The 17,427-nt window shown below is 72.3% G+C and carries 16 protein-coding genes; 3 read left to right on the forward strand and 13 right to left on the reverse strand.

Features of this window, described 5'->3' with window-relative positions:
* Positions 1–19: 19 nt before the first annotated feature.
* From ACQP1V_RS07125 to ACQP1V_RS07135, 3 genes are read left to right on the forward strand one after another with little or no spacing between them, the layout of a single operon-like run.
* A complete protein-coding gene (locus ACQP1V_RS07125) occupies positions 20–919 on the forward strand; it encodes a CDP-alcohol phosphatidyltransferase family protein (RefSeq protein ID WP_387408196.1) in 900 nt (299 codons plus the stop codon).
* Complete coding sequence (locus ACQP1V_RS07130; RefSeq protein ID WP_433420035.1) at positions 894–1,958, forward strand: sulfotransferase family protein; 1,065 nt, start codon at positions 894–896, stop codon at positions 1,956–1,958. The genes ACQP1V_RS07125 and ACQP1V_RS07130 overlap by 26 nt, the downstream gene beginning before the upstream one ends.
* Before the next feature lie 58 nt (positions 1,959–2,016).
* Positions 2,017–3,057 carry a sulfotransferase family protein gene (locus tag ACQP1V_RS07135; RefSeq protein ID WP_433420038.1) on the forward strand — a complete coding sequence of 347 codons (1,041 nt, stop codon included), beginning with the start codon at positions 2,017–2,019 and terminating at the stop codon, positions 3,055–3,057.
* Here the strand turns inward: ACQP1V_RS07135 and ACQP1V_RS07140 are convergent.
* The 13 genes from ACQP1V_RS07140 to ACQP1V_RS07200 form a co-directional block, all read right to left on the reverse strand.
* Positions 3,047–4,132, reverse strand: a complete 1,086-nt coding sequence (locus ACQP1V_RS07140; RefSeq protein ID WP_433420041.1) for a glycosyltransferase — start codon at positions 4,130–4,132, stop codon at positions 3,047–3,049. The genes ACQP1V_RS07135 and ACQP1V_RS07140 overlap by 11 nt on opposite strands.
* Entirely contained in the window at positions 4,132–6,939 is a 2,808-nt protein-coding gene (locus tag ACQP1V_RS07145) for a CDP-glycerol glycerophosphotransferase family protein (RefSeq protein ID WP_433420044.1), read from the reverse strand. The genes ACQP1V_RS07140 and ACQP1V_RS07145 overlap by 1 nt, the downstream gene beginning before the upstream one ends.
* A gap of 87 nt (positions 6,940–7,026) precedes the next feature.
* Positions 7,027–7,881 carry an SRPBCC domain-containing protein gene (locus tag ACQP1V_RS07150; RefSeq protein WP_433420046.1) on the reverse strand — a complete coding sequence of 285 codons (855 nt, stop codon included), beginning with the start codon at positions 7,879–7,881 and terminating at the stop codon, positions 7,027–7,029.
* Positions 7,882–8,007: 126 nt separating this feature from the next.
* Positions 8,008–8,871: an FAD binding domain-containing protein gene (locus ACQP1V_RS07155; RefSeq protein WP_433420049.1), complete on the reverse strand. Its 864-nt coding sequence runs from the start codon at positions 8,869–8,871 to the stop codon at positions 8,008–8,010.
* Positions 8,868–11,285 carry a xanthine dehydrogenase family protein molybdopterin-binding subunit gene (locus tag ACQP1V_RS07160; RefSeq protein ID WP_433420051.1) on the reverse strand — a complete coding sequence of 806 codons (2,418 nt, stop codon included), beginning with the start codon at positions 11,283–11,285 and terminating at the stop codon, positions 8,868–8,870. Before ACQP1V_RS07160 ends, ACQP1V_RS07155 begins: the two co-directional genes overlap by 4 nt.
* Positions 11,282–11,773: a (2Fe-2S)-binding protein gene (locus ACQP1V_RS07165; RefSeq protein ID WP_433420054.1), complete on the reverse strand. Its 492-nt coding sequence runs from the start codon at positions 11,771–11,773 to the stop codon at positions 11,282–11,284. The genes ACQP1V_RS07160 and ACQP1V_RS07165 overlap by 4 nt, the downstream gene beginning before the upstream one ends.
* Before the next feature lie 78 nt (positions 11,774–11,851).
* Positions 11,852–12,304 (reverse strand): nuclear transport factor 2 family protein, encoded by a 453-nt coding sequence (locus tag ACQP1V_RS07170; protein WP_433420057.1) that lies wholly within the window; start codon positions 12,302–12,304, stop codon positions 11,852–11,854.
* 40 nt (positions 12,305–12,344) lie between these two features.
* Entirely contained in the window at positions 12,345–12,533 is a 189-nt protein-coding gene (locus ACQP1V_RS07175) for a ferredoxin (protein ID WP_433420060.1), read from the reverse strand.
* Complete coding sequence (locus ACQP1V_RS07180; protein ID WP_433420063.1) at positions 12,533–13,420, reverse strand: pyridoxamine 5'-phosphate oxidase family protein; 888 nt, start codon at positions 13,418–13,420, stop codon at positions 12,533–12,535. Before ACQP1V_RS07180 ends, ACQP1V_RS07175 begins: the two co-directional genes overlap by 1 nt.
* A 55-nt stretch (positions 13,421–13,475) precedes the next feature.
* A complete protein-coding gene (locus tag ACQP1V_RS07185) occupies positions 13,476–13,919 on the reverse strand; it encodes a VOC family protein (RefSeq protein ID WP_067129857.1) in 444 nt (147 codons plus the stop codon).
* 355 nt (positions 13,920–14,274) lie between these two features.
* The gene (locus ACQP1V_RS07190; protein WP_433420067.1) at positions 14,275–14,853 is read right to left on the reverse strand and encodes a CGNR zinc finger domain-containing protein; all 579 of its coding nucleotides are present in this window, start codon (positions 14,851–14,853) and stop codon (positions 14,275–14,277) included.
* A 52-nt stretch (positions 14,854–14,905) separates the two neighbouring features.
* Positions 14,906–15,112: a hypothetical protein gene (locus ACQP1V_RS07195; RefSeq protein ID WP_067129851.1), complete on the reverse strand. Its 207-nt coding sequence runs from the start codon at positions 15,110–15,112 to the stop codon at positions 14,906–14,908.
* Positions 15,102–17,330, reverse strand: a complete 2,229-nt coding sequence (locus tag ACQP1V_RS07200) for a PspC domain-containing protein (RefSeq protein ID WP_433420070.1) — start codon at positions 17,328–17,330, stop codon at positions 15,102–15,104. Before ACQP1V_RS07200 ends, ACQP1V_RS07195 begins: the two co-directional genes overlap by 11 nt.
* Between the last annotated feature and the right edge of the window lie 97 nt (positions 17,331–17,427).

Raw genomic sequence — 17,427 nt, forward strand, 5'->3', positions numbered from 1 at the left:
TGTAGTCATGCTTACGTCCATGGGAAGCTTCACGTTGGACGATGTGCTCGCCGTGCGAAAGCGCAGGGACTCGTGGTGGACCGTCTTCCTGGTCGATCCGATCGCCTGCCGGCTCGCGCTCCTGGTGGCCAATCACACCTCGATCACGCCGAACGGGCTCACCCGGCTCTCCATGGTGTTCGGCCTCACTTCCGCGGTGTGCTTCGCCCAGGAACTGCTGATCGCGGGGGCGGTCCTGTTCTTCGTGAGCTTCACCGTCGACTGCATGGACGGGAAAATCGCGCGTCTCAAGGGCACCGGAACCCCGTTCGGGCTGTGGCTGGACTACGTGGGCGACCGTCTCCGGGTGCTCTGCTGCGCGTTCGGCATCGCCTCCGCCCTGTACGCGCGTACCGGTGACGTCATCTACATCGTGGCCGGGGCCGGGGTCGTCGTCCTCGACCTGTTCCGCTACATCAACGGCCCGCAGCTCAAGCGGGTCAGGGACACCACGCGAGCCGTCGCCAGGGAGAACTCGGGCGCCGAGTGCGTCTTCATGGACGAACTGCTCGGCGCCTCCGCCCCCGGAAGCAGCACCGAGGAAGTGCGCCGCGAGTTCGAGCGGGCCGGTGACGAGGACGGCCGGGAGCTGGTCGACCTGCAGCGGGGCTTCCGCGCGCAGTTCCCCTGGTACGACCGCGTCCGCATGTTCCTCGTCGCACACCGCGTCCGCTCGCACCTGATCAGCGGCATCGAGTTCCACGCCGCCGTCTTCGTGGTCGGGCCGCTCCTCGGCGCCGTGGCCTGGCTCTGGACGTCCGCCGTCAGCGGCGCGCTGCTGCTGGCGTTCGAATCCGTCCTCGTCTACCGCGCCTGGCTGGCGACCAGAGAGGTGGCCCGGGCCGTGCCGGTGAATGAAAGGGAGAAGGTTCTTGTCTGACCGGCCGATCTTCGTCGTAGGGTGCCCGAGGTCGGGCACCACCCTCCTCCAACTCATGTTGCACGCTCATCCCCGGCTGGCGGTGCCGCCGGAGACCCGCATCGTCGTCCACGCCTACAACCGGCGCCACAAGTACGGCGACATGCGCCAGGCCGCCAACAGGCGCAAGCTCGCCGAGTGGATCGCCGACGGGAACCGCACCCAGTTCGAAGACCTAGAGGTTGACCGCGACGCGTACGTCACGCGGGCCGTGGAGGGGCCGGGCAGCCTCGGCTCGGTCGTCGGCCTCGTCTACCAGATGTTCGCCGAGCGGTTCGGCAAGCCCCGCTGGGGTGACAAGCGGCCGCCGTACATCCGCCATCTCGACGAGATCCTGGCCATGTTCCCCGACGCCCAGATCATCCACCTGATCAGGGACGGCCGGGACTGCGTGGCCTCGCTCAAGGAGATGCCGTGGTTCGGCGAGGACGTCTACCACGCGGCGCACCGCTGGGCCGAGGCGATCGACCTCGGGCGGCGGGCGGCGCGGAAGTTCGCACCCGACAGCTATTACGAGCTGCGGTACGAGGAGCTGACCGCCGATCCGGAGCACGCGCTGTCCCGGCTGTGCGCGTTCATCGGCGAGGAGTACCACCCCGCGATGCGTGAGCCGTACCGGGTCGCGGACGTCGTGCCGGAGCGCAAGACCTGGCACGTGAACACCCGCTCGGAGGTGACGACGGATCGGTCGGGCACCTGGGCCGAGCGGCTTGAGCCGTGGGAGATCGGGCTGGTCGAGGCGGTGCTTGGGGAGCGCCTCCTCGACCAGGGCTACACGCTCAGCGGAGCGCCGCAGCCGGCCCGCGAGCACCTGGCGGCCTACCGGAAGGTGGAGGCGCGCTTCCGCAGGAGGCACTGGCGCAAGGGCATCACCGAGCGGATCGACCGGTTCCGCGAGCCCGGCCCGGTGGCCGCGCTGCTGACCGAGGGACAGCGCGGGCTCGCGGGGCTCCCCGCGCGGCCGGCCCGCCGGCCCGAGCACCACGTCGCCGCGCGCTGAGCCATCGGCCTTCCGCGCCGTCACACGCTGAGTTTCCAACACAGGGGGATTGATTTCCATGCAGTCGGACAGGCCGATCTTCGTCGTCGGCTGCCCGCGCTCGGGCACGACGATGCTGCAGCTCATGCTGCATTCTCACCCGCGCATCGCGGTTCCGCCGGAGACGCGGTTCCTGGTCCCGGCCTACTTCTCACGCAAGTCGTACGGGGACATGCGGCAGGCGGAGAACCGCCGCAGGCTCGCGGAGTGGATCGCGAACGGCAGGAACACCAAGTTCCGCGAGCTGGGCCTGGACAAGGCGGAGTTCGTCCAGACGGCGATGATGGGGCCGGGCAGTTTCGGCTCGGTCATCGGGACCGTCTTCAAGAGCTACGCCGAGCGGTTCGGCAAGTCGCGCTGGGGCGACAAGCGGCCCAGCTACTTCAAGCACGTGGACATGCTGATGCGCATGTTCCCCGACGCCCAGTTCATCCACCTCATCAGGGACGGCCGTGACTGCGTCGCCTCCCTGAAGGAGATGCCCTGGTACACGCTGGACAGCTTCCACGCCGTGTCCAACTGGGCGGAGGCCATCGATTTCGGCACCCGCAACGCCCGCAGGCTCCCCGCGGACACCTTCTTCCAGTTGCGGTACGAGGACCTGACGGCCGACCCGGAGAGCGAGCTCAGGAAGCTGTGCGCGTTCATCGGCGAGGACTACGACCCGGCGATGTGCGAGCCGCGGCATGTGGCCCGCGTGGCGGTGCCCGCGCACAAGGTCTGGCACCGCAACACGCACGGCGAGGTCACCACCGCGCGCTCCGGGAGCTGGGCGGCCCGGCTGGAGCCGTGGGAGATCGCGCTCTGCGAGGAGGTGCTCGGCGACCGGCTCGTGTCCTGCGGGTACGAGCTGAGCGGCGCGCCGAAGGCCGAGCGCCAGCACCTCTCCGCGTACAAGGCCGCGGCGGGCAAGCGCAGGGCCGCCCGGTGGCGCAAGCGCAACCGCGACCTGCTGGTCCGCCTGCGCGAGCCCGGCCCGCTGCCGGCGCTCCTGACCGACGGTCAGCGCACGCGCGCCGGCCTCCCCGTGCGGCGCCCCCGCGAGCTCGTCAACGGCTGACGTGCGCGAACAGCGCCGTCCACCGGTCGAGCACGTGTTCCAGCCGGAACCGCTCCGCGTGCCGGCGGGCGGCGGCGCCCAGCCGCCGCCGCTCGTCCGCGGCGCCCATCAGCCGGGACAGCGCGGCGGCGAGCCCGGGGACGTCCCCCGGCGGGACGAGCAGGCCGGTCCGCTCGCGCAGCACCAGCGACCGGACGCCCCCGGAGACGTCGAACGCCGCGCACGGCACTCCGTACGACGCCGCCTCCCCGATGACCAGCGGCAGTCCCTCGTGCTCGCTCGACAACCCCACCACGGACGCCTTGAGGTACTCCCGCGGCATCCCCGCCGCCGGTACCCGTCCCCGGAACACCACGCTGCTCGCCACGCCCTCCTTCGCGGCGTGCAGCCGTAGCCGCCCCTCCTCCGGCCCGTCCCCGATCAGGTGCAGCTCCCAGCCCTGGCCCGCCGCCGTGCGGCGGGCCAGGGCGAACGCGGAGATCAGCCGGTCGAAGCGCTTGACCGCGGCCAGCCTCCCCACGCCCAGGATCCGGCGGCCGTCGACCGGTGACACCGCCGACGGCCAGCCGGGCAGCGGGTTCGGCAGGTGGCAGGCGTTCGGCAGCGGCGCCTCCTCGGCGAAGCGCAGGGCGTCGTCCGCGCTGAGGAAGACGGCCTGGTCGAGCGCGCCGTAGTGCGCCCGTACGGACCGGAAGTGCCACGAGCCGAGGGCGTGGTCGAACGACCCGTGGTACTGGCCGATGCCGAGGTGGCGGCGCGGGTCCAGCAGGTCCCGCATCCTGGTGACCACTGCGGGCGAGGTCATCACGACGTAGCAGGGCCCGATCCCGGCGAGCAGCCGGGCGACCGCCCGGCGGCCGGACCGGCCCCAGCGGCGGTCCGGCGGTGCCGCGCTCACGACGTGGCGGGTGTAGGCGGGGCGCTCGACGTAGCGGACGGGGTCCGCGGAGGCGTGCAGCCCGGCCACGTGGACCTCGTAGCCGCGCTCGGCGAGCCCCTGGGCGACGGTGTGCGTGACCCGCTGGATGCCGCCCAGCGTGTCGGCGTCCAGGCACGCGAACAGGACGGTCCGCATCACGCCGGCCGTTCGGGGAGGGGCGCCTCGCGGACCCGGCGCCTGCGCGCGGGGAGGGCGGGGGCGACGACCCCGGCGACGGCGGCGGCGAGGGAGCGGGCGAGCGAGGGGCGCGGCGCGGCGGCCTCCGCGAAGAACGCGTCCACCACGCGGGCCGCCGCCTCTCCCGTCTCTCTGGCGCACCACATCTCGCGGAAGGCCGCGTACCGCTCGTCGTGGAGGGGAGCGGGAAGGTCGCGGAGCACCCGGACCAGCTCATCGGTGGTGGTGACGCACGGGCCGGGGGCGATCTCGGTGAGGTCGTGGTGGAGGCCACGCTCGACCTGGCGGTATTCCTCCCAGTCGTCCGTGTACAGCACGATCGGCTTGCCGGTGACCGCGAAGTCGCACATGACGGACGAATAGTCGGTGAGCAGCGCGTCCGCGGCGAGGATCAGGTCGTTGATCTCCGGGTAGCCGCCCGCGGCCCGGACGAAGTGGCGCAGCCGCTCGGGCACCGCGAACCGCTCCACCGGGTGGGTGCGCAGGACGAGCGCCCATTCCGGGTGCAGCTCGGCCGCCAGCCGGTCGAGGTCCACCCGCACCGACCTGCCGGAGTGTTTCGCGCGGTCCCGATAGGTCGGCGCGTACAGCAGGATCCGGACGCCCTCGTCGATCTCCAGGCGGCTCCTGACCCGCGCCGCCGCTCCGGCGTCCCCGCGGACGAGCACGTCGCAGCGGGGGGAGCCGAAGCGCAGCAGCGGCCCGGCATACTCGTTGGCGGGCACGAAGATCCGCTCGAACTCGGCGCTGGGCGCGACCAGGGCGTCCCAGCGGGCCACGTTCGCGCGCCACTGCTCGCGGGGGCCAGGGAAGTCGCCGCGCAGGTCGGGGGAGTCGAGCCCGACCGACTTGGACCCCTGGCCGTGCCAGGTCTGCAGGTAGCGGGTGCCGGGCGGCTTGGGGAAGCCGAGCGGCATGCCGTGGCTGTCCACCCACCATCCGGCCCGCGCCATCGTCCACAGGTAGCGCCAGCTCATCCTGCGGACCTTGGTGACGTCGGCGGGGAAATTCTTCCGGTGCGCGGACACCGACCAGACCGCGCGCAGCGGCAGCCCCCGGCGGCGGATCTCCTCGTGGATGTACCGGGGGTGCCCGGTGTAGCCCCGGCCGCAGTCGGCCTCGAACAGCACGAGGTCGCGCCGCCGGGGCACGACCCTGATCAGGCCCTTGTAGGCCCGGAGTTTGAGGTTCCGGTACCTCGGGTGCCTGATGATCCGCCGGCGCAGGGCGAGCAGTGGGGGCACCACGTGCCGGGACGGGCCGCGCCGCTCCCACACCGTGCGCAGCGTGGCGCTGTCGCCTTCGGGCCGTACGGTCACCCGGTGGGCGGGCGTGGACGCGACGAGGGGCGGCAGGGAGGGGTCGGCGAGGAGGCGGTCGCCCGTGGCGTGCCCGTCCGCGCGGGTGAAGGTGATCCTCGGATCGTGGTACCCGGCCCACCAGAAGGGGCCGGGGTTCGCCTCGGCCAGGTCCACCTCGGCCCGTACGGTGTAGCCGCCCTCGGGGAGCCGCCGGGGCGAGAGCCGTACGCGATGGCCGCCGAGGACGAGGTGGGCCGCCTCGGGCGGGTGGCGGTGGAGCACCGCGAACGGGTCGTAGGTGCGGACGGTGAGGGAGAGTACGGTCCCGGACAGGGACGCCTCGACGACCTCGTGCCTGATCCGGGCGGCGGCGAACGGCAGCTCGGCCAGCCGCATGGCCGTGATGTCGAAGGCGGGGTCGGCGTCGGAGCCCCAGTAGGTGAGGCCGTCCCGGACGACCGCCGCGCGCGGCGCGGCCCTGGCCCCGGTGAGTGAGCGGGCCGCCACCCGCAGGTCCGCGAGCCGGTCGGCGAGGATGAGCCGCGCGCACACCCGGACCATCGGGTCCGCGCGATCGAGGACGCCGGGTTCGAGCGCCGCCAGGTACGGCCGGACCACGGCGGCGAACTCCCCGGTCCACGTCGCGTCGAAGCGGGGCAGCGCGTTGAGGTAGACCCGCAGGTCCTGGACGACGAACCGGTGCTGCCGCTTGGGGACGAGCTCGGGCAGGCCGCCTTGCCGCAGCACCCGGTCGGCGGCCTCCGCCGCGGCCACCCGGTGCCGGATGTTCTCGACGGCGCCGAGGCGCAGCGAGATGGACGGGTCCCCGCCGTCCGAGCGGTGCCACAGGTAGACCGGCCACGGCACGACCGCGAACCGCCGCGCCGCGCGGTAGAGCTCGGCGGTGAAGACGTGGTCCTCGTAGAACAGGTCCTCGCGGAACCGGAGGCCGTGCTCGCGCAGGAAGTCGAGGCGGTAGAGCTTGTTCGTGGAGAACCCGTCCAGGAACATCGCGGGGTCGGCGGCGATGCCCGGGACCACCCGGCGGCGGCGGAAGAGCGAGGGGTAGTAGGGCGACATGCTGCCGCTTCTCTCGAACAGCCGCGAGATCTGGCCGGTGACGAAGTCGGCGCCGGTCCGCTCGATCTCGGTCAGCAGGCTCTTGCAGGCGTGCCGCGGCAGCTCGTCGTCGCTGTCCAGGAACATCACGTACGGCGCGCGGGCGGCGTCCATCCCCGCGTTGCGCGGCGCGCCGCAGCCGCCGCTGTTGGTTCCGCGCCGGATGTAGCGGACCCCCGGCATGTCGCGGACGACCCGGGCGGTGTCGTCGGTGCTCCCGTCGTCCACGACGACGATCTCCAGGTTGTGCAGGGACTGGCGGAGGAGCGAGCCGACCGCCCTCGGCAGCCGGGCGGCGTCGTTGTAGGCGATCACCACCACGGTCACGTCCGGCCGCACCGCCATGCGAACCCCCCGAATGCCGGTCTCGACACTCGGGGGTCTTCCCCCACCCTTGGCGACTCGTCCTGATTTGGCGGGATTTTTGCTGGTTTATCGGGCGGAGCGTCGCCGGATCAGATGGACGATGAGCGCGATCGTGGCCAGCGCGCCCGCGACCGTGGCGAGCCGCTTGAGCGCCGGGACCCCGGCTATGCGCAGCAGGTCGAGGGCCTCCCCGCCCCCGGCGGGCGCGGGCGCCGGCGTACCCGTGGGGCGGATCTCGGCGACCTCGGCCACCTTGGTCGCCCTGGCCGCCCTGGCGGTCCCGGCCGCAGGCTCCGCCGGGGACGGCACCGCCGCCAGATGCCGGTGCGGCGCCGGTGCGCCCGCCTCCCGCGCTTCCTCCGCCGTCCTCGGCTCCCCGGTGGGTTCGGCCGGCCGCGGTTCGTCGGTCGTCGCCGGACGGAGCGTCGCGGCGCCGCCCGCGCCCTGCCGCGGTACGGCGGCCGCACCCTGCTCCTCGGCGAGGAGGGCGGCGAGGTTGCCGGCGAAGCGGTCGATCAGCTTGGCTCCGACCTCGGCCATGACGCCCCGGCCGAACTGCGCGGGCCGCCCGGTGACGTTGAACGACGTCTCGACCCGCACCCGGGTGTGATCACTTTCGGGGACCAGGCGGGCGTGCACGGTGGCCCCGGCCGTGCCCGGGCCGCGCGCCTCCTTGCCGGACGCCTTGAGCGTCAGGGCGCGCGCCGCCTCGTCGACCTCTTCGAACGACGCCCTGCCCCGGTAGGTCACCGTTATCGGGCCCACCTTGACCTTCATGCCGCCGATGTAGGCGTCGCCCTCCACCGAGTCCAGCGTCGCCCCCGGCAGGCACGGCGCGACCCGCTCGACGTCCAGCAGCACCGACCACGCCCGCTCGACCGGGACCGGCACCGTGAACTCGTGCTCGAACCGCATTGCCATGAACGACTCCGTTCCGTCGGCTGCGCCGGTCTCTTCATGTGACAGTACGACCCGGGCGCCCGTCGTCGCCACCGGCCGCGGGGCGCCGGACGACGCCACCGCGCCCGGGTCGCGTACCTCTCCGGATCAGGCGGCCCCGGCGGCCGCGAGCAGCGCGCGGCGGGTGAGAACCCGGGCCAGGTGCCTGCGGTAGTCCGGCCGCGCGTGCAGGTCGGAGGGCGGATCGGCATCCTCGTCCGCCCGTTCCGCCGCCGCGCGGAGCGCTCCGTTCGCGCCCGGATCGGCGCCACGTACCGCCTGCTCGACGCCGACGGCGCGGACCGGGACCGGCCCCATGTTGGTCAACGCCACCCGGGCCTCCTCGACGGCGCCGCCGGACCGGCGCACCGCTGCCGCGACGCCCACGATCGCCCACGCCTGGGCCGTACGGTGGAACTTCTCGTAGTGGAAGCCCCAGCCCGGGCCGAGCTTGGGCACCCGGACCCCGGTGAGGATCTCCCCGGGATCGAGCGCGGTCTCCAGGTAGTCGAGGAAGAAGTCCGCCGCCGGGATCACCCGTTCTCCCTCCGGCGACCTGACCACGAACTCCATGTCCAGCGCGCGGGCCACCGCGGGCAGGTCCCCGGCCGGGTCGGCGTGCGCCAGCGAGCCGCCGAACGTGCCGCGGTGCCGTACGGCGGGGTCGGCGACGGTCGCCGTGGCGAGCGCGACCAGCGGGCAGTGCTCCCGTACGACCGGCGAGGTGACGACCTCGTAGTGCGTCGTCATCGCCCCGATCAGCACGTGATCACCCCGGTCGGCGACGCCGTGCAGTTCCTCGACGCGGCCGAGGTCCACCAGCGTGCCGGGGTAGGCGAGCCGCAGCCGCAGCAGGGGCAGCAGGGACTGTCCCCCGGCGAGGACCTTCGCCTCCTCGCCGTGCTCACGGAGCGTCGCCAGGGCCTCGTCCAGCGACGACGCCCGGACGTAGTCGAACGACGCCGGGATCATGACAGACCTCCGTCCGTGCTCTGGGGCGTACGGGCCTGGCCGAGGGCGCGCCAGACGCGCTCGGGGGTGCAGGGCATCGGCACGTCACGCACCCCGTACGGGCGCAGCGCGTCGACGACGGCGTTGACGACGGCGGGGGTGGAGGCGATCGTGCCCGCCTCGCCGACGCCCTTGACGCCGAGCGGGTTGGTCGTGGCCGGGGTCTCGGTGCGGTCGGTCGTGTACGCGGGCAGATCGGCCGCCGACGGCAGCAGGTAGTCGGCCATGGTGGTCGTCAGCAGGTTGCCTTCCGCGTCGTGGACCGCCTCCTCGAAGAGCGCCTGGGCGATGCCCTGCGCGATCCCCCCGTGGACCTGGCCCTCCACGATGAGCGGGTTGACGACGTTGCCGACGTCGTCCACCGCGACGTAGGACCTGATCCTGGTCGCGCCCGTCTCGGTGTCCACCTCGACCGCGCACAGGTGCGTGCCGTGCGGGAACGAGAAATTGTCCGGGTCGAAGGTCGCGTCGGCGTCCAGGCGCGGCTCGAAGCCGTCCGGCAGATCGTGCGCGGCGAAGGTGGCCAGCGCGATCTCCTGGATGGTCCGCGACGTGCCCGTGCCGCGCACCCGGAACTCGCCCCGGGAGAACTCGATGTCGTCCGGCGACGCCTCCATGAGGTGCGCCGCCACCTGGCGGGCCTTCTCCTTCACCTTCTCGCACGCCTGGACGACCGCGATGCCGCCCACGACGAGCGAGCGTGAGCCGTAGGTGTCCATGCCCTTGTGCGAGGAGGACGTGTCGCCGTGGAGCACCGCCACGTCCTCGAACGGCACGCCGAGGGCGTCGGCGACGATCTGGCTCCACGCCGTCTCGTGGCCCTGGCCGTGCGGGCTGGTGCCGGTGACCACCTCGACCTTGCCGGTGGGCAGCACCCGGACCGAGGCGTGCTCCCAGCCGCCCGCGCCGTACGAGAGGCTGCCGAGGACGCGGCTCGGCGCGAGTCCGCACATCTCGGTGTACGTCGAGACGCCGATGCCGAGCTGGACCGGATCCTCGCGCGCCCTGCGGTCGGCCTGCTCGGCGCGCAGCCTGTCGTAGCCGAACAGCGCGAGCGCCCGGTCGGTGGCCGCCTCGTAGTTGCCGGAGTCGTACGTCAGGCCACAGACCGTCGTGTACGGGAACTCGCCGTGCCGGATCCAGTTGCGCCGCCTGAGCTCGATCGGGTCCATGCCCAGCTCGGCGGCCAGCTCGTCCACCATCCGCTCGATCGCGAACGTGGCCTCCGGCCGGCCCGCCCCGCGGTAGGCGTCGGTCGGCACCTTGGTGGTGAAGACGCCCGTGCAGGTGAAGTCGTAGGCGTCCATCTTGTAGACGCCGGAGTACATGAACGCGCCGAGCAGCGGCACGCCCGGCGTGACCAGCATGAGGTACGCGCCCATGTCGGCCAGCAGGTCCACCTTGACGCCCCGGATCCGGCCGTCGGCGTCGGCGGCCACGCTGATCCGCTGGAGCTGGTCGCGGCCGTGGTGGACGGTCAGGTTGCCCTCGGAACGCGACTCCGTCCACTTGACCGGCTTGCCGAGGCGGCGGGTGATCAGCAGGCAGAGCACCTCCTCGGCGGTCACCTGGAGCTTGGAGCCGAAGCCGCCGCCCACGTCCGGGGCGACGACGCGCAGCTTGTGCTCGGGGATCCCGGTGGTCAGCGCCAGCATCACCCGCAGGATGTGCGGGATCTGCGTCGCGGAGTGCAGCGTGAACGCGTCGCCGTCGGTCTGCGCCACGACGGCGCGCGGCTCCATCGCCGACGGGATCAACCGCTGCTGGACGAACGTGCGCTCCACCCGCACGGCCGCGTCGCGGAAGGCCGCCTCGATGTCGCCCTGGGCGAACGTCCAGGTGAACGCCTTGTTCCCGGCCTCGTGGACCTTGGGGCCGCCCTCGTCGAGCGCGCTGGTCATGTCGGTCACCGCGTCGAGAGGCTCGTAGTCGACCTCGATGGCGTCCAGTGCGTCGGCGGCCTTGTAGCGGTCGGTGGCGACCACGCAGGCGACGGCCTCGCCGACGTAGCGGACCTCGGTCACCGCCATCGGCGGGTGGTCGGGGATCACGATGTCCTCGCTGACCGGCCACGCGCACGGCAGGCTGCCCTGCTCGGCGGCGAAGTCGGCGCCGCTGAACACCGCGACCACCCCCGGCTGGGTGCGCGCCACCGACGTGTCCACCCGGATGATCCGCGCGTGCGCCATCGGGCTGCGCAGGAACGCCACGTGCAGCATGCCGGGGAGCTGGATGTTGTCGGTCCACTGGGTGCGTCCCGTGACCAGGCGGGCGTCCTCCTTGCGCCGCCGGGCCCGGCCGACCTCCCGGCCGTCGAGGACGTCGCTCTCCTTGATCTGCCAGGCCGCCACGCCGGCGTCGAGCTGCTCGGTCATGACGTCGCCGCCCCTTCCTGATCCCGCGACATCTCCCGCGCGCCCCGCCGTACGGCGCGGACGATGGTGCAGTAGCCGGTGCAGCGGCAGAGGTTGCCCTCCAGCCCCTCGCGGATGGTCTCCTCGGAGGGATCGGGGTCGTCGTGCAGCAGGTCGATCGCCGCCATGATCATGCCCGGGGTGCAGTAGCCGCACTGGAGCGCGTGCTCCTCGTGGAACGCCCGCTGCATCGGATGCCACGTGCCTTCCGTGGACAGGCCCTCGATCGTGACGATGTCGCACCCGTCCGCCTGTACGGCGAGGACCGAGCAGCTCTTGGCGCTCCTGCCGTCGAGGAGCACCGTGCACGCGCCGCAGTTGCTCGTGTCGCAGCCGATCGGCGTGCCCGTCTTCCCCAGTCGATCTCTCAGGAGATGGACGAGGAGAAGGCGCGGCTCCACCTCCTCGTCGTAGCGGATGCCGTCGACGGTGACGGAGATTCGGGGCATGCAATCCCTCCCGGACAAGAGGCGAGACCGGATAGTTGCGAACGTACGCCCCTGTTTCGGCCGGTCAACCCCCAAAAGTCAGGCCAGGGGGAAAGATAGGCCCCGCTCTTCGGCGGGCCGCGGGCCGAATATCCGCCGCTCGCCCTCGTCGATGCGCAGGTCGTTGATGCTCGCCTCCCTGCGGCGCATCAGCCCGGCGGCGTCGAACTCCCACAGCTCGTTGCCGTAACTGCGCCACCACCGTCCGTCGGCGTCGCGGCACTCGTACTGGAAGCGCACCGCGATGCGGTCACCGGTGAAGGCCCACAGGTCCTTGCGGAGCGAGTAGTCGAGCTCCCGCTCCCACTTGCGGGTGAGGAACCGCTCGATCTCCTCGCGGCCCGTGACGAACTCGTCCCGGTTGCGCCAGACCGAGTCGGGCGTGTACGCGAGGGCGACGACCTTCGGATCGCGGGTGTTCCAGGCGTCCTCGGCGGCCTGCACCTTCTGGCGCGCGGTCTCCTCGGTGAAGGGAGGAACCGGTGGTTTCATGGCGGATGGCCTTTCTGCGTGGCGCCGTTCTCGGCCCTGGTCAGTCCTGGAAGGAGATCGCCTGCACCGGGCAGAGCAGGGCGGCCTCCTCGACGGCCGCGAACTGCGACTCGTCCGGTTCGGCGACGTAGTGCAGCTCGTCGTTCTCGTCGAGCTCGAACACGTCGGGTGCCGCGAAGACACACTGGGCGTGTGTCTGGCAGAGTTCCCTGTCGACGTAGACGCGCATCATTGATTCCTTGGCTGTGGGTTGAAACGGGAGTAATTTCCGAAGGTCCAGCGCAGCGGGCTCGCGCCGCCGACCTGGATCACCTCGTCGACGTCGAACTCGACCAGGCGCTGCGCGCCGGGGACGTCACCCGGGTCCCAGTCGACCCGGGCCCGGCCGGTCAGGTGCAGCGCGTCGCCGGTGGCCCAGTCGAGGAAGAGCAGCCCGGCGGCGGGGTTCAGCTCCAGGTTGCCGAGCGTCATGTACATCGAGTTGCCGACGTAGTCCGGCCAGACGAGACGGCGCTCGTCCACGACCCGGATGAAGCCGGGATTGCCGCCCCGGTGGGACACGTCCGAGCCGAGCCCGTCCGCGTGCGTGGCGACGAAGAACGTGTCCGCCTTCTCGATCCACTCCCGGTGCCCGGGGTCGAGCGCGGCCCTCCTGTATGTGGCGGCCGTCGAGAGGGCGGGCTCGTCCGCGATTTCGCGAGTCTGCAGGTACTTGGGGCAGTTCGCGTAGACCTGATCGGTGGTGACGATGAGGCCGTTCCCCTCGTGCCGGGCCCGGCCGTTGATCCGCATCCGTCGCCGGGTCTTCGGCTCGATGGCGAGCATGCCGATGTCGTGCCCGCTGTCGAACACGCCGGACAGCGGGTCATGCGTGCCGGGTAACGCGTCGATCACCACCGTTTGCGGCCCCGACGCCCTGGCGAAACCGGCGGGCCCGGTCAGCGGGCCGGCCCAGACGCGGCCGTCGGGGCCGGCCGTACCGATGACGAGCATGCGCTGGGCGGTCAGGAACCCCGCCGCCACCTCGGGGATGTTCGGCCGCGCGTTCGCCGACCCCCAGTTCTCGGCCTGGACGCCCGCACGGCGCTGGACCGCGACCTCTCCGATGTGCCGCATCCTCGTCTTCCTTCCCCGACGGCTGTTCGATGTCAGTTGCCCGGATACCGGTTGTTTAGAAGAAACCGCAGGTCGGGGCGCCCGACGTGGGGGCGGGCCGCTCGTCGGCGCCGGTGGTCGTGTAGATCTCCAGGCGGATGCCGTCGGGGTCCTCGAAGAAGACGCCGCCCGAGGACGCGCCTTCGCCGTGCGGCACGACGCCGTCGTGGAACACGGTGACGCCGGTCTCCCGGATGGCGGCCTCGGCCCGGTGCACCGCCTCGATGTCCGGGACCTCGAAGGACAGGTGGTGCAGGCCGGGGGTCCCGGTGCCGAACCTGCCCTCGCTCTGCTCCCAGAGGGTCAGCACCAGCGTGCCGTCGAGCCCGAGGAAGGCGAAGCGGCGCCCCTCCTCGCGGGACTCGCCCACGATGTCGAAGCCGAACACCTTGACGTAGAACGCCGTGGACGCGTCGAGGTCGGAGACGTTGAGCCCGACGTGGCCGGTCTTGAAGGTCATGGGGGTTTCTCCTCACGGTTCTAACGGGTTGTTCCGTTAGAAATATAACGGAACTAATGACCTAGGTCCGTTATGTCATGAGTGATATGGATCACACAACCGGTGAGCGGTAACTGTGGGCGTCGTTCTTCGGACGCGGATCACCGGGAAGCGTGGAGGGGCCGCCGGGGAGCGGGCCGGTGGCGCGTCAGGGGGCGCCCGCGCGTGGCGCGCGGGTCAGGAGCGTTCAGGCCGGACGCCGGCACAGGGCGTTCGGCGAGGGCTGCCCATGCGAGGGCGTTGGTGGTGGTGCGTCCCGTACAGGGGACGGTGTACGGCGTTCAGGCCGGGCGTCGCCGCGCGATGTGCGGTGGATTCAATGAGCCTTGTGCTGCCGATAGTGCCGTGCGGCACGAGCGCGGTTGCCGCAGCCGACGGAGCACCATTCCTGCCGGACGTGCTCCTTGAGGAAGTAGAGCACGCAGCGTGGCGCGTGGCAGGTCCGCAGCCGCTCGCGGCCGGGACCGGCGAGGAACTCGATGGCGGAGGAGGCGAGGGCGGCGCGGACCCGCGCGGATACGCTCGCCGGCCTCGCCGGGACGATCGCGATGTTCGGCGCGCCGTCGGCGGGCCAGTCGAGCCGGGGCGCGAGCGACACCGCCGCCGCCGTGTCGTTCACCAGGTGGAGCGCCTCCGCGAACGAGGGCAGCAGGTGCGCGTCGGCGCTGCTGGGCTGCTCCGGGGAGACGGCGCGGGCGAACAGGGCGCGCACCGCCTGGCGCAGCTCGACCACCTCGGCCCGCAGAGCCTCGTCGGCGACGAAGGAAGCCGCGTCGATCCCGAGCGGCTCGGCGTGCTCTCGCACCCACGCCGTCGTGCCGTCGGTGTCGGTCAGGTCGTCCACCCGGCCGGTACGGGTCGCACGGACGGTGCTGACGAACTCCAGGGCCAACATTGTTCCAGTCTAACGGGCGATCGCAGGATGTTCCGTGAGACGAGCGTGCTGCTCAGCGCTTGCGCGCGACCTTCGAGAGGATCGCGACGAAGGCGGAGAACCCCATGCCGACGATGAGGAGCAGCAGCATCATGACCGAGTCGGGGGCGGGCGTGATCATGTAGCGGACGCCGACCCCGATGAACAGCAGGCCGCACAGGAGGGCGAGCCAGTCGGTCGGGTGGGTCCGTCCGGGACGCCGCTCGGGGTCACGCGCCACTGCGCACCTCCACGTTGCCGACCAGCGCGGGCAGAAGCGGTGCCATCGCGGGCGCGTCGGCGCCGCGGGGCGCCGGCACACCGTCGACCCCGTTGGGCAGGGGCGGTGGCGCCGTCGGCGGGTCGGTGGGGCGGTGCGGATCCCGGCCGCCGACCCTGCTGGGCAGGAGAGGCTCGCGCGCCGTCGCGTCGTCGCCCCGGAGAACCTCCACATCGCCGATGCCGGCCTTCACGTGCAGCTCGATCGTCGGCGCGTCGCCGGTGGCCTTGTCGGGCTCCAGGACCCGGCTGAACTGGACGTCCATGCCGTCCTCGACCTTGTTGCCGATCATGACCTCGCCCACCTTGGCGTACCCGTGGACCTCGACCCGGGCGGTGGTCGGCACGATCACCGTGATCCGCCCGATCGAGACGGACGCGTCGAAGCGGACGCGCGAGCCGGTGGCCAGCGGGAGATCGGTCAGGTTGAGCGTGCCGTCGCCCACGCCGACGGCGTACTCCCTGCCGGGCTGGGTGACCTCGCTGGGGTGCCAGGAGAAGGAGCCGATGTTCTTGGGAATGCCGCCCAGCGTCGATCCCGCGACGAGGGCCAGCGACACGATGACCCCGGCGGCGACCAGACCCGCTCCCCGCCCGAACCACGTCGCGATCAGCAGACCGGTCCCGATCGTGGCGAGGACAGCCCCGCCGATCACCGGCATGCTGGGAGAACCGGTGCTCTGCTGCACCGCCACCATGATCCCTCCAACGATCAGGGCGAGGCAGATGGTCAATCCGCCGATGAAAGATTTCGATTTCGGTTGCCGGGCCGGTTGCCGGGCGGCGCTTCTTTCCACGTCCCGCAGGTACGGGGGGTCGACGGGCGGGTAGGGCGTGCGCCCGGATCCCGCGTAGGGGCCGTGCGGCGCGAACGGCTCGCTCGCCCCGTAGTCGTACGGGCCGCGCCCGGCCTCCCTGGCCAGGTCGGACAGCCGCCGGAAACCGGTCCCGGCGGGCGGTGGAGTGCCAGGCGTGGGTGGCGTCGCCGTGACCGGGGAACTCAGGGGCGCCTCAGCCGAGGACGGGACCGACGCCTCCGGCCCCGCTGGGACGTCCCTCAGGTGGGCGGTCGGCGAAGCCTGGGCCGCCGCCGCGGCCGCCGATGGAGCTTCCGCCTGGTGTGCGCCGGGCGCGACCGAGTCGGCCGACGGCACCTCCGCCACGCGCGTGTTCGAAGAGTCCGTGTCCGAAGCGTCCAGGGGCTCCGCCTGCGAAGCGGCCGGGGGAACCGGCGACGTCAGGAGCTTGGTCGCGTCGGGCGCGCCGTCTCCGCCCGCCTTGCCGTCGGTCTCGCCTCCCACGGATGGGCCGGCGGTGGGCTCGGCGGCCCAGGTCGGCTCCGTGACGGGCGGCACCGGGGCGCCCGGGGTCTGCGGCGGCCCGGCGAACGCCGCAGTACCAGCCGCGGCATGCGGCCCCTGCCCGTTCGGCTCCTGCCGGTACGCGGCCTGGCCCTGCGGCGCCTGCGCGTACGGCTGGTACGGCGCCTGCGCGTACGGTGCCTGCGCCTGCGCGTACGGTGCCTGCGCCTGCGGCGGCCGGCCGTAGGAGCCGGGCGCGTACGAGCCATGGCCGTAAGAGCCGGGCGGGTACTGACCGGGCGGGTACGGGCCGCCCTCGTACGGCGCCTGGGGCGGCATGCCGTACGGGCCGGACGGGGTGGCGTGGGCGCCGGGCCAGGGGAAGGCGTTCTCATGGGCGGGGGTCGTGCCGCGGCGGCCGAAGATCCGATCGGGCAGCGACTTGGCCAGCGGCAGCAGGTCGACGCCGCGTGCGTGCGCGGCGAGCAGCGCGATCGCGAGCAGCGTGCCCACGACGATCGTGCCCATGTCGATCCCGCCCGACGCCACGTTGATGATCAGGCCGAACGCGAAGACCGCGGCGAGCAGCGCCAGCACGGTCTCGGTGTCGAAGATGCGGCGGGTCCACTGCTCCACGTATCCGGGCCGGCCCGCGCTGTCCTTCATCAGCAGGAAGGCGGCGATATAGAGAATGATGCCGATGCCGGATCCGAGGACGAGTACGGCGAAACCCACGCGGAGCAGGACGGGGTCGATGCCGGCGTAGCGTCCGAGGCCCGCGCACACACCGGTGATCATGCGGCCCTCGGCGGACCGCTGCAGCACCCGCTCGCCAGCGGGTGCGGGGTCTTCGGTGGAGGTGGGCGGTGCTTCGGTCATGGTCCCATCGTGGCGGTTCGCCACCGGCGTCGGCCATCGGGGGAACCCCTGACTCGCCCCCGACCCCTCAGGGGGCGTATCAGGGCACGCCCTGATG

Source organism: Microtetraspora malaysiensis (genome assembly GCF_050947145.1).
GTDB lineage: Bacteria > Actinomycetota > Actinomycetes > Streptosporangiales > Streptosporangiaceae > Microtetraspora_A > Microtetraspora_A malaysiensis.

Excerpts from the sequence above, each read along its gene's own strand:
- ACQP1V_RS07175 (WP_433420060.1), bottom strand. The coding sequence starts at position 12,533 with ATGCGCGTCTACGTCGACAGGGAACTCTGCCAGACACACGCCCAGTGT.
- ACQP1V_RS07170 (WP_433420057.1), bottom strand. The coding sequence starts at position 12,304 with ATGAAACCACCGGTTCCTCCCTTCACCGAGGAGACCGCGCGCCAGAAG.
- ACQP1V_RS07150 (WP_433420046.1), bottom strand. The coding sequence starts at position 7,881 with ATGGCAATGCGGTTCGAGCACGAGTTCACGGTGCCGGTCCCGGTCGAG.
- ACQP1V_RS07155 (WP_433420049.1), bottom strand. The coding sequence starts at position 8,871 with ATGATCCCGGCGTCGTTCGACTACGTCCGGGCGTCGTCGCTGGACGAG.
- ACQP1V_RS07190 (WP_433420067.1), bottom strand. The coding sequence starts at position 14,853 with ATGTTGGCCCTGGAGTTCGTCAGCACCGTCCGTGCGACCCGTACCGGC.
- ACQP1V_RS07180 (WP_433420063.1), bottom strand. The coding sequence starts at position 13,420 with ATGCGGCACATCGGAGAGGTCGCGGTCCAGCGCCGTGCGGGCGTCCAG.
- ACQP1V_RS07185 (WP_067129857.1), bottom strand. The coding sequence starts at position 13,919 with ATGACCTTCAAGACCGGCCACGTCGGGCTCAACGTCTCCGACCTCGAC.
- ACQP1V_RS07135 (WP_433420038.1), top strand. The coding sequence starts at position 2,017 with ATGCAGTCGGACAGGCCGATCTTCGTCGTCGGCTGCCCGCGCTCGGGC.
- ACQP1V_RS07160 (WP_433420051.1), bottom strand. The coding sequence starts at position 11,285 with ATGACCGAGCAGCTCGACGCCGGCGTGGCGGCCTGGCAGATCAAGGAG.
- ACQP1V_RS07145 (WP_433420044.1), bottom strand. The coding sequence starts at position 6,939 with ATGGCGGTGCGGCCGGACGTGACCGTGGTGGTGATCGCCTACAACGAC.
- ACQP1V_RS07130 (WP_433420035.1), top strand. The coding sequence starts at position 894 with ATGAAAGGGAGAAGGTTCTTGTCTGACCGGCCGATCTTCGTCGTAGGG.
- ACQP1V_RS07125 (WP_387408196.1), top strand. The coding sequence starts at position 20 with ATGGGAAGCTTCACGTTGGACGATGTGCTCGCCGTGCGAAAGCGCAGG.
- ACQP1V_RS07165 (WP_433420054.1), bottom strand. The coding sequence starts at position 11,773 with ATGCCCCGAATCTCCGTCACCGTCGACGGCATCCGCTACGACGAGGAG.
- ACQP1V_RS07200 (WP_433420070.1), bottom strand. The coding sequence starts at position 17,330 with ATGACCGAAGCACCGCCCACCTCCACCGAAGACCCCGCACCCGCTGGC.
- ACQP1V_RS07140 (WP_433420041.1), bottom strand. The coding sequence starts at position 4,132 with ATGCGGACCGTCCTGTTCGCGTGCCTGGACGCCGACACGCTGGGCGGC.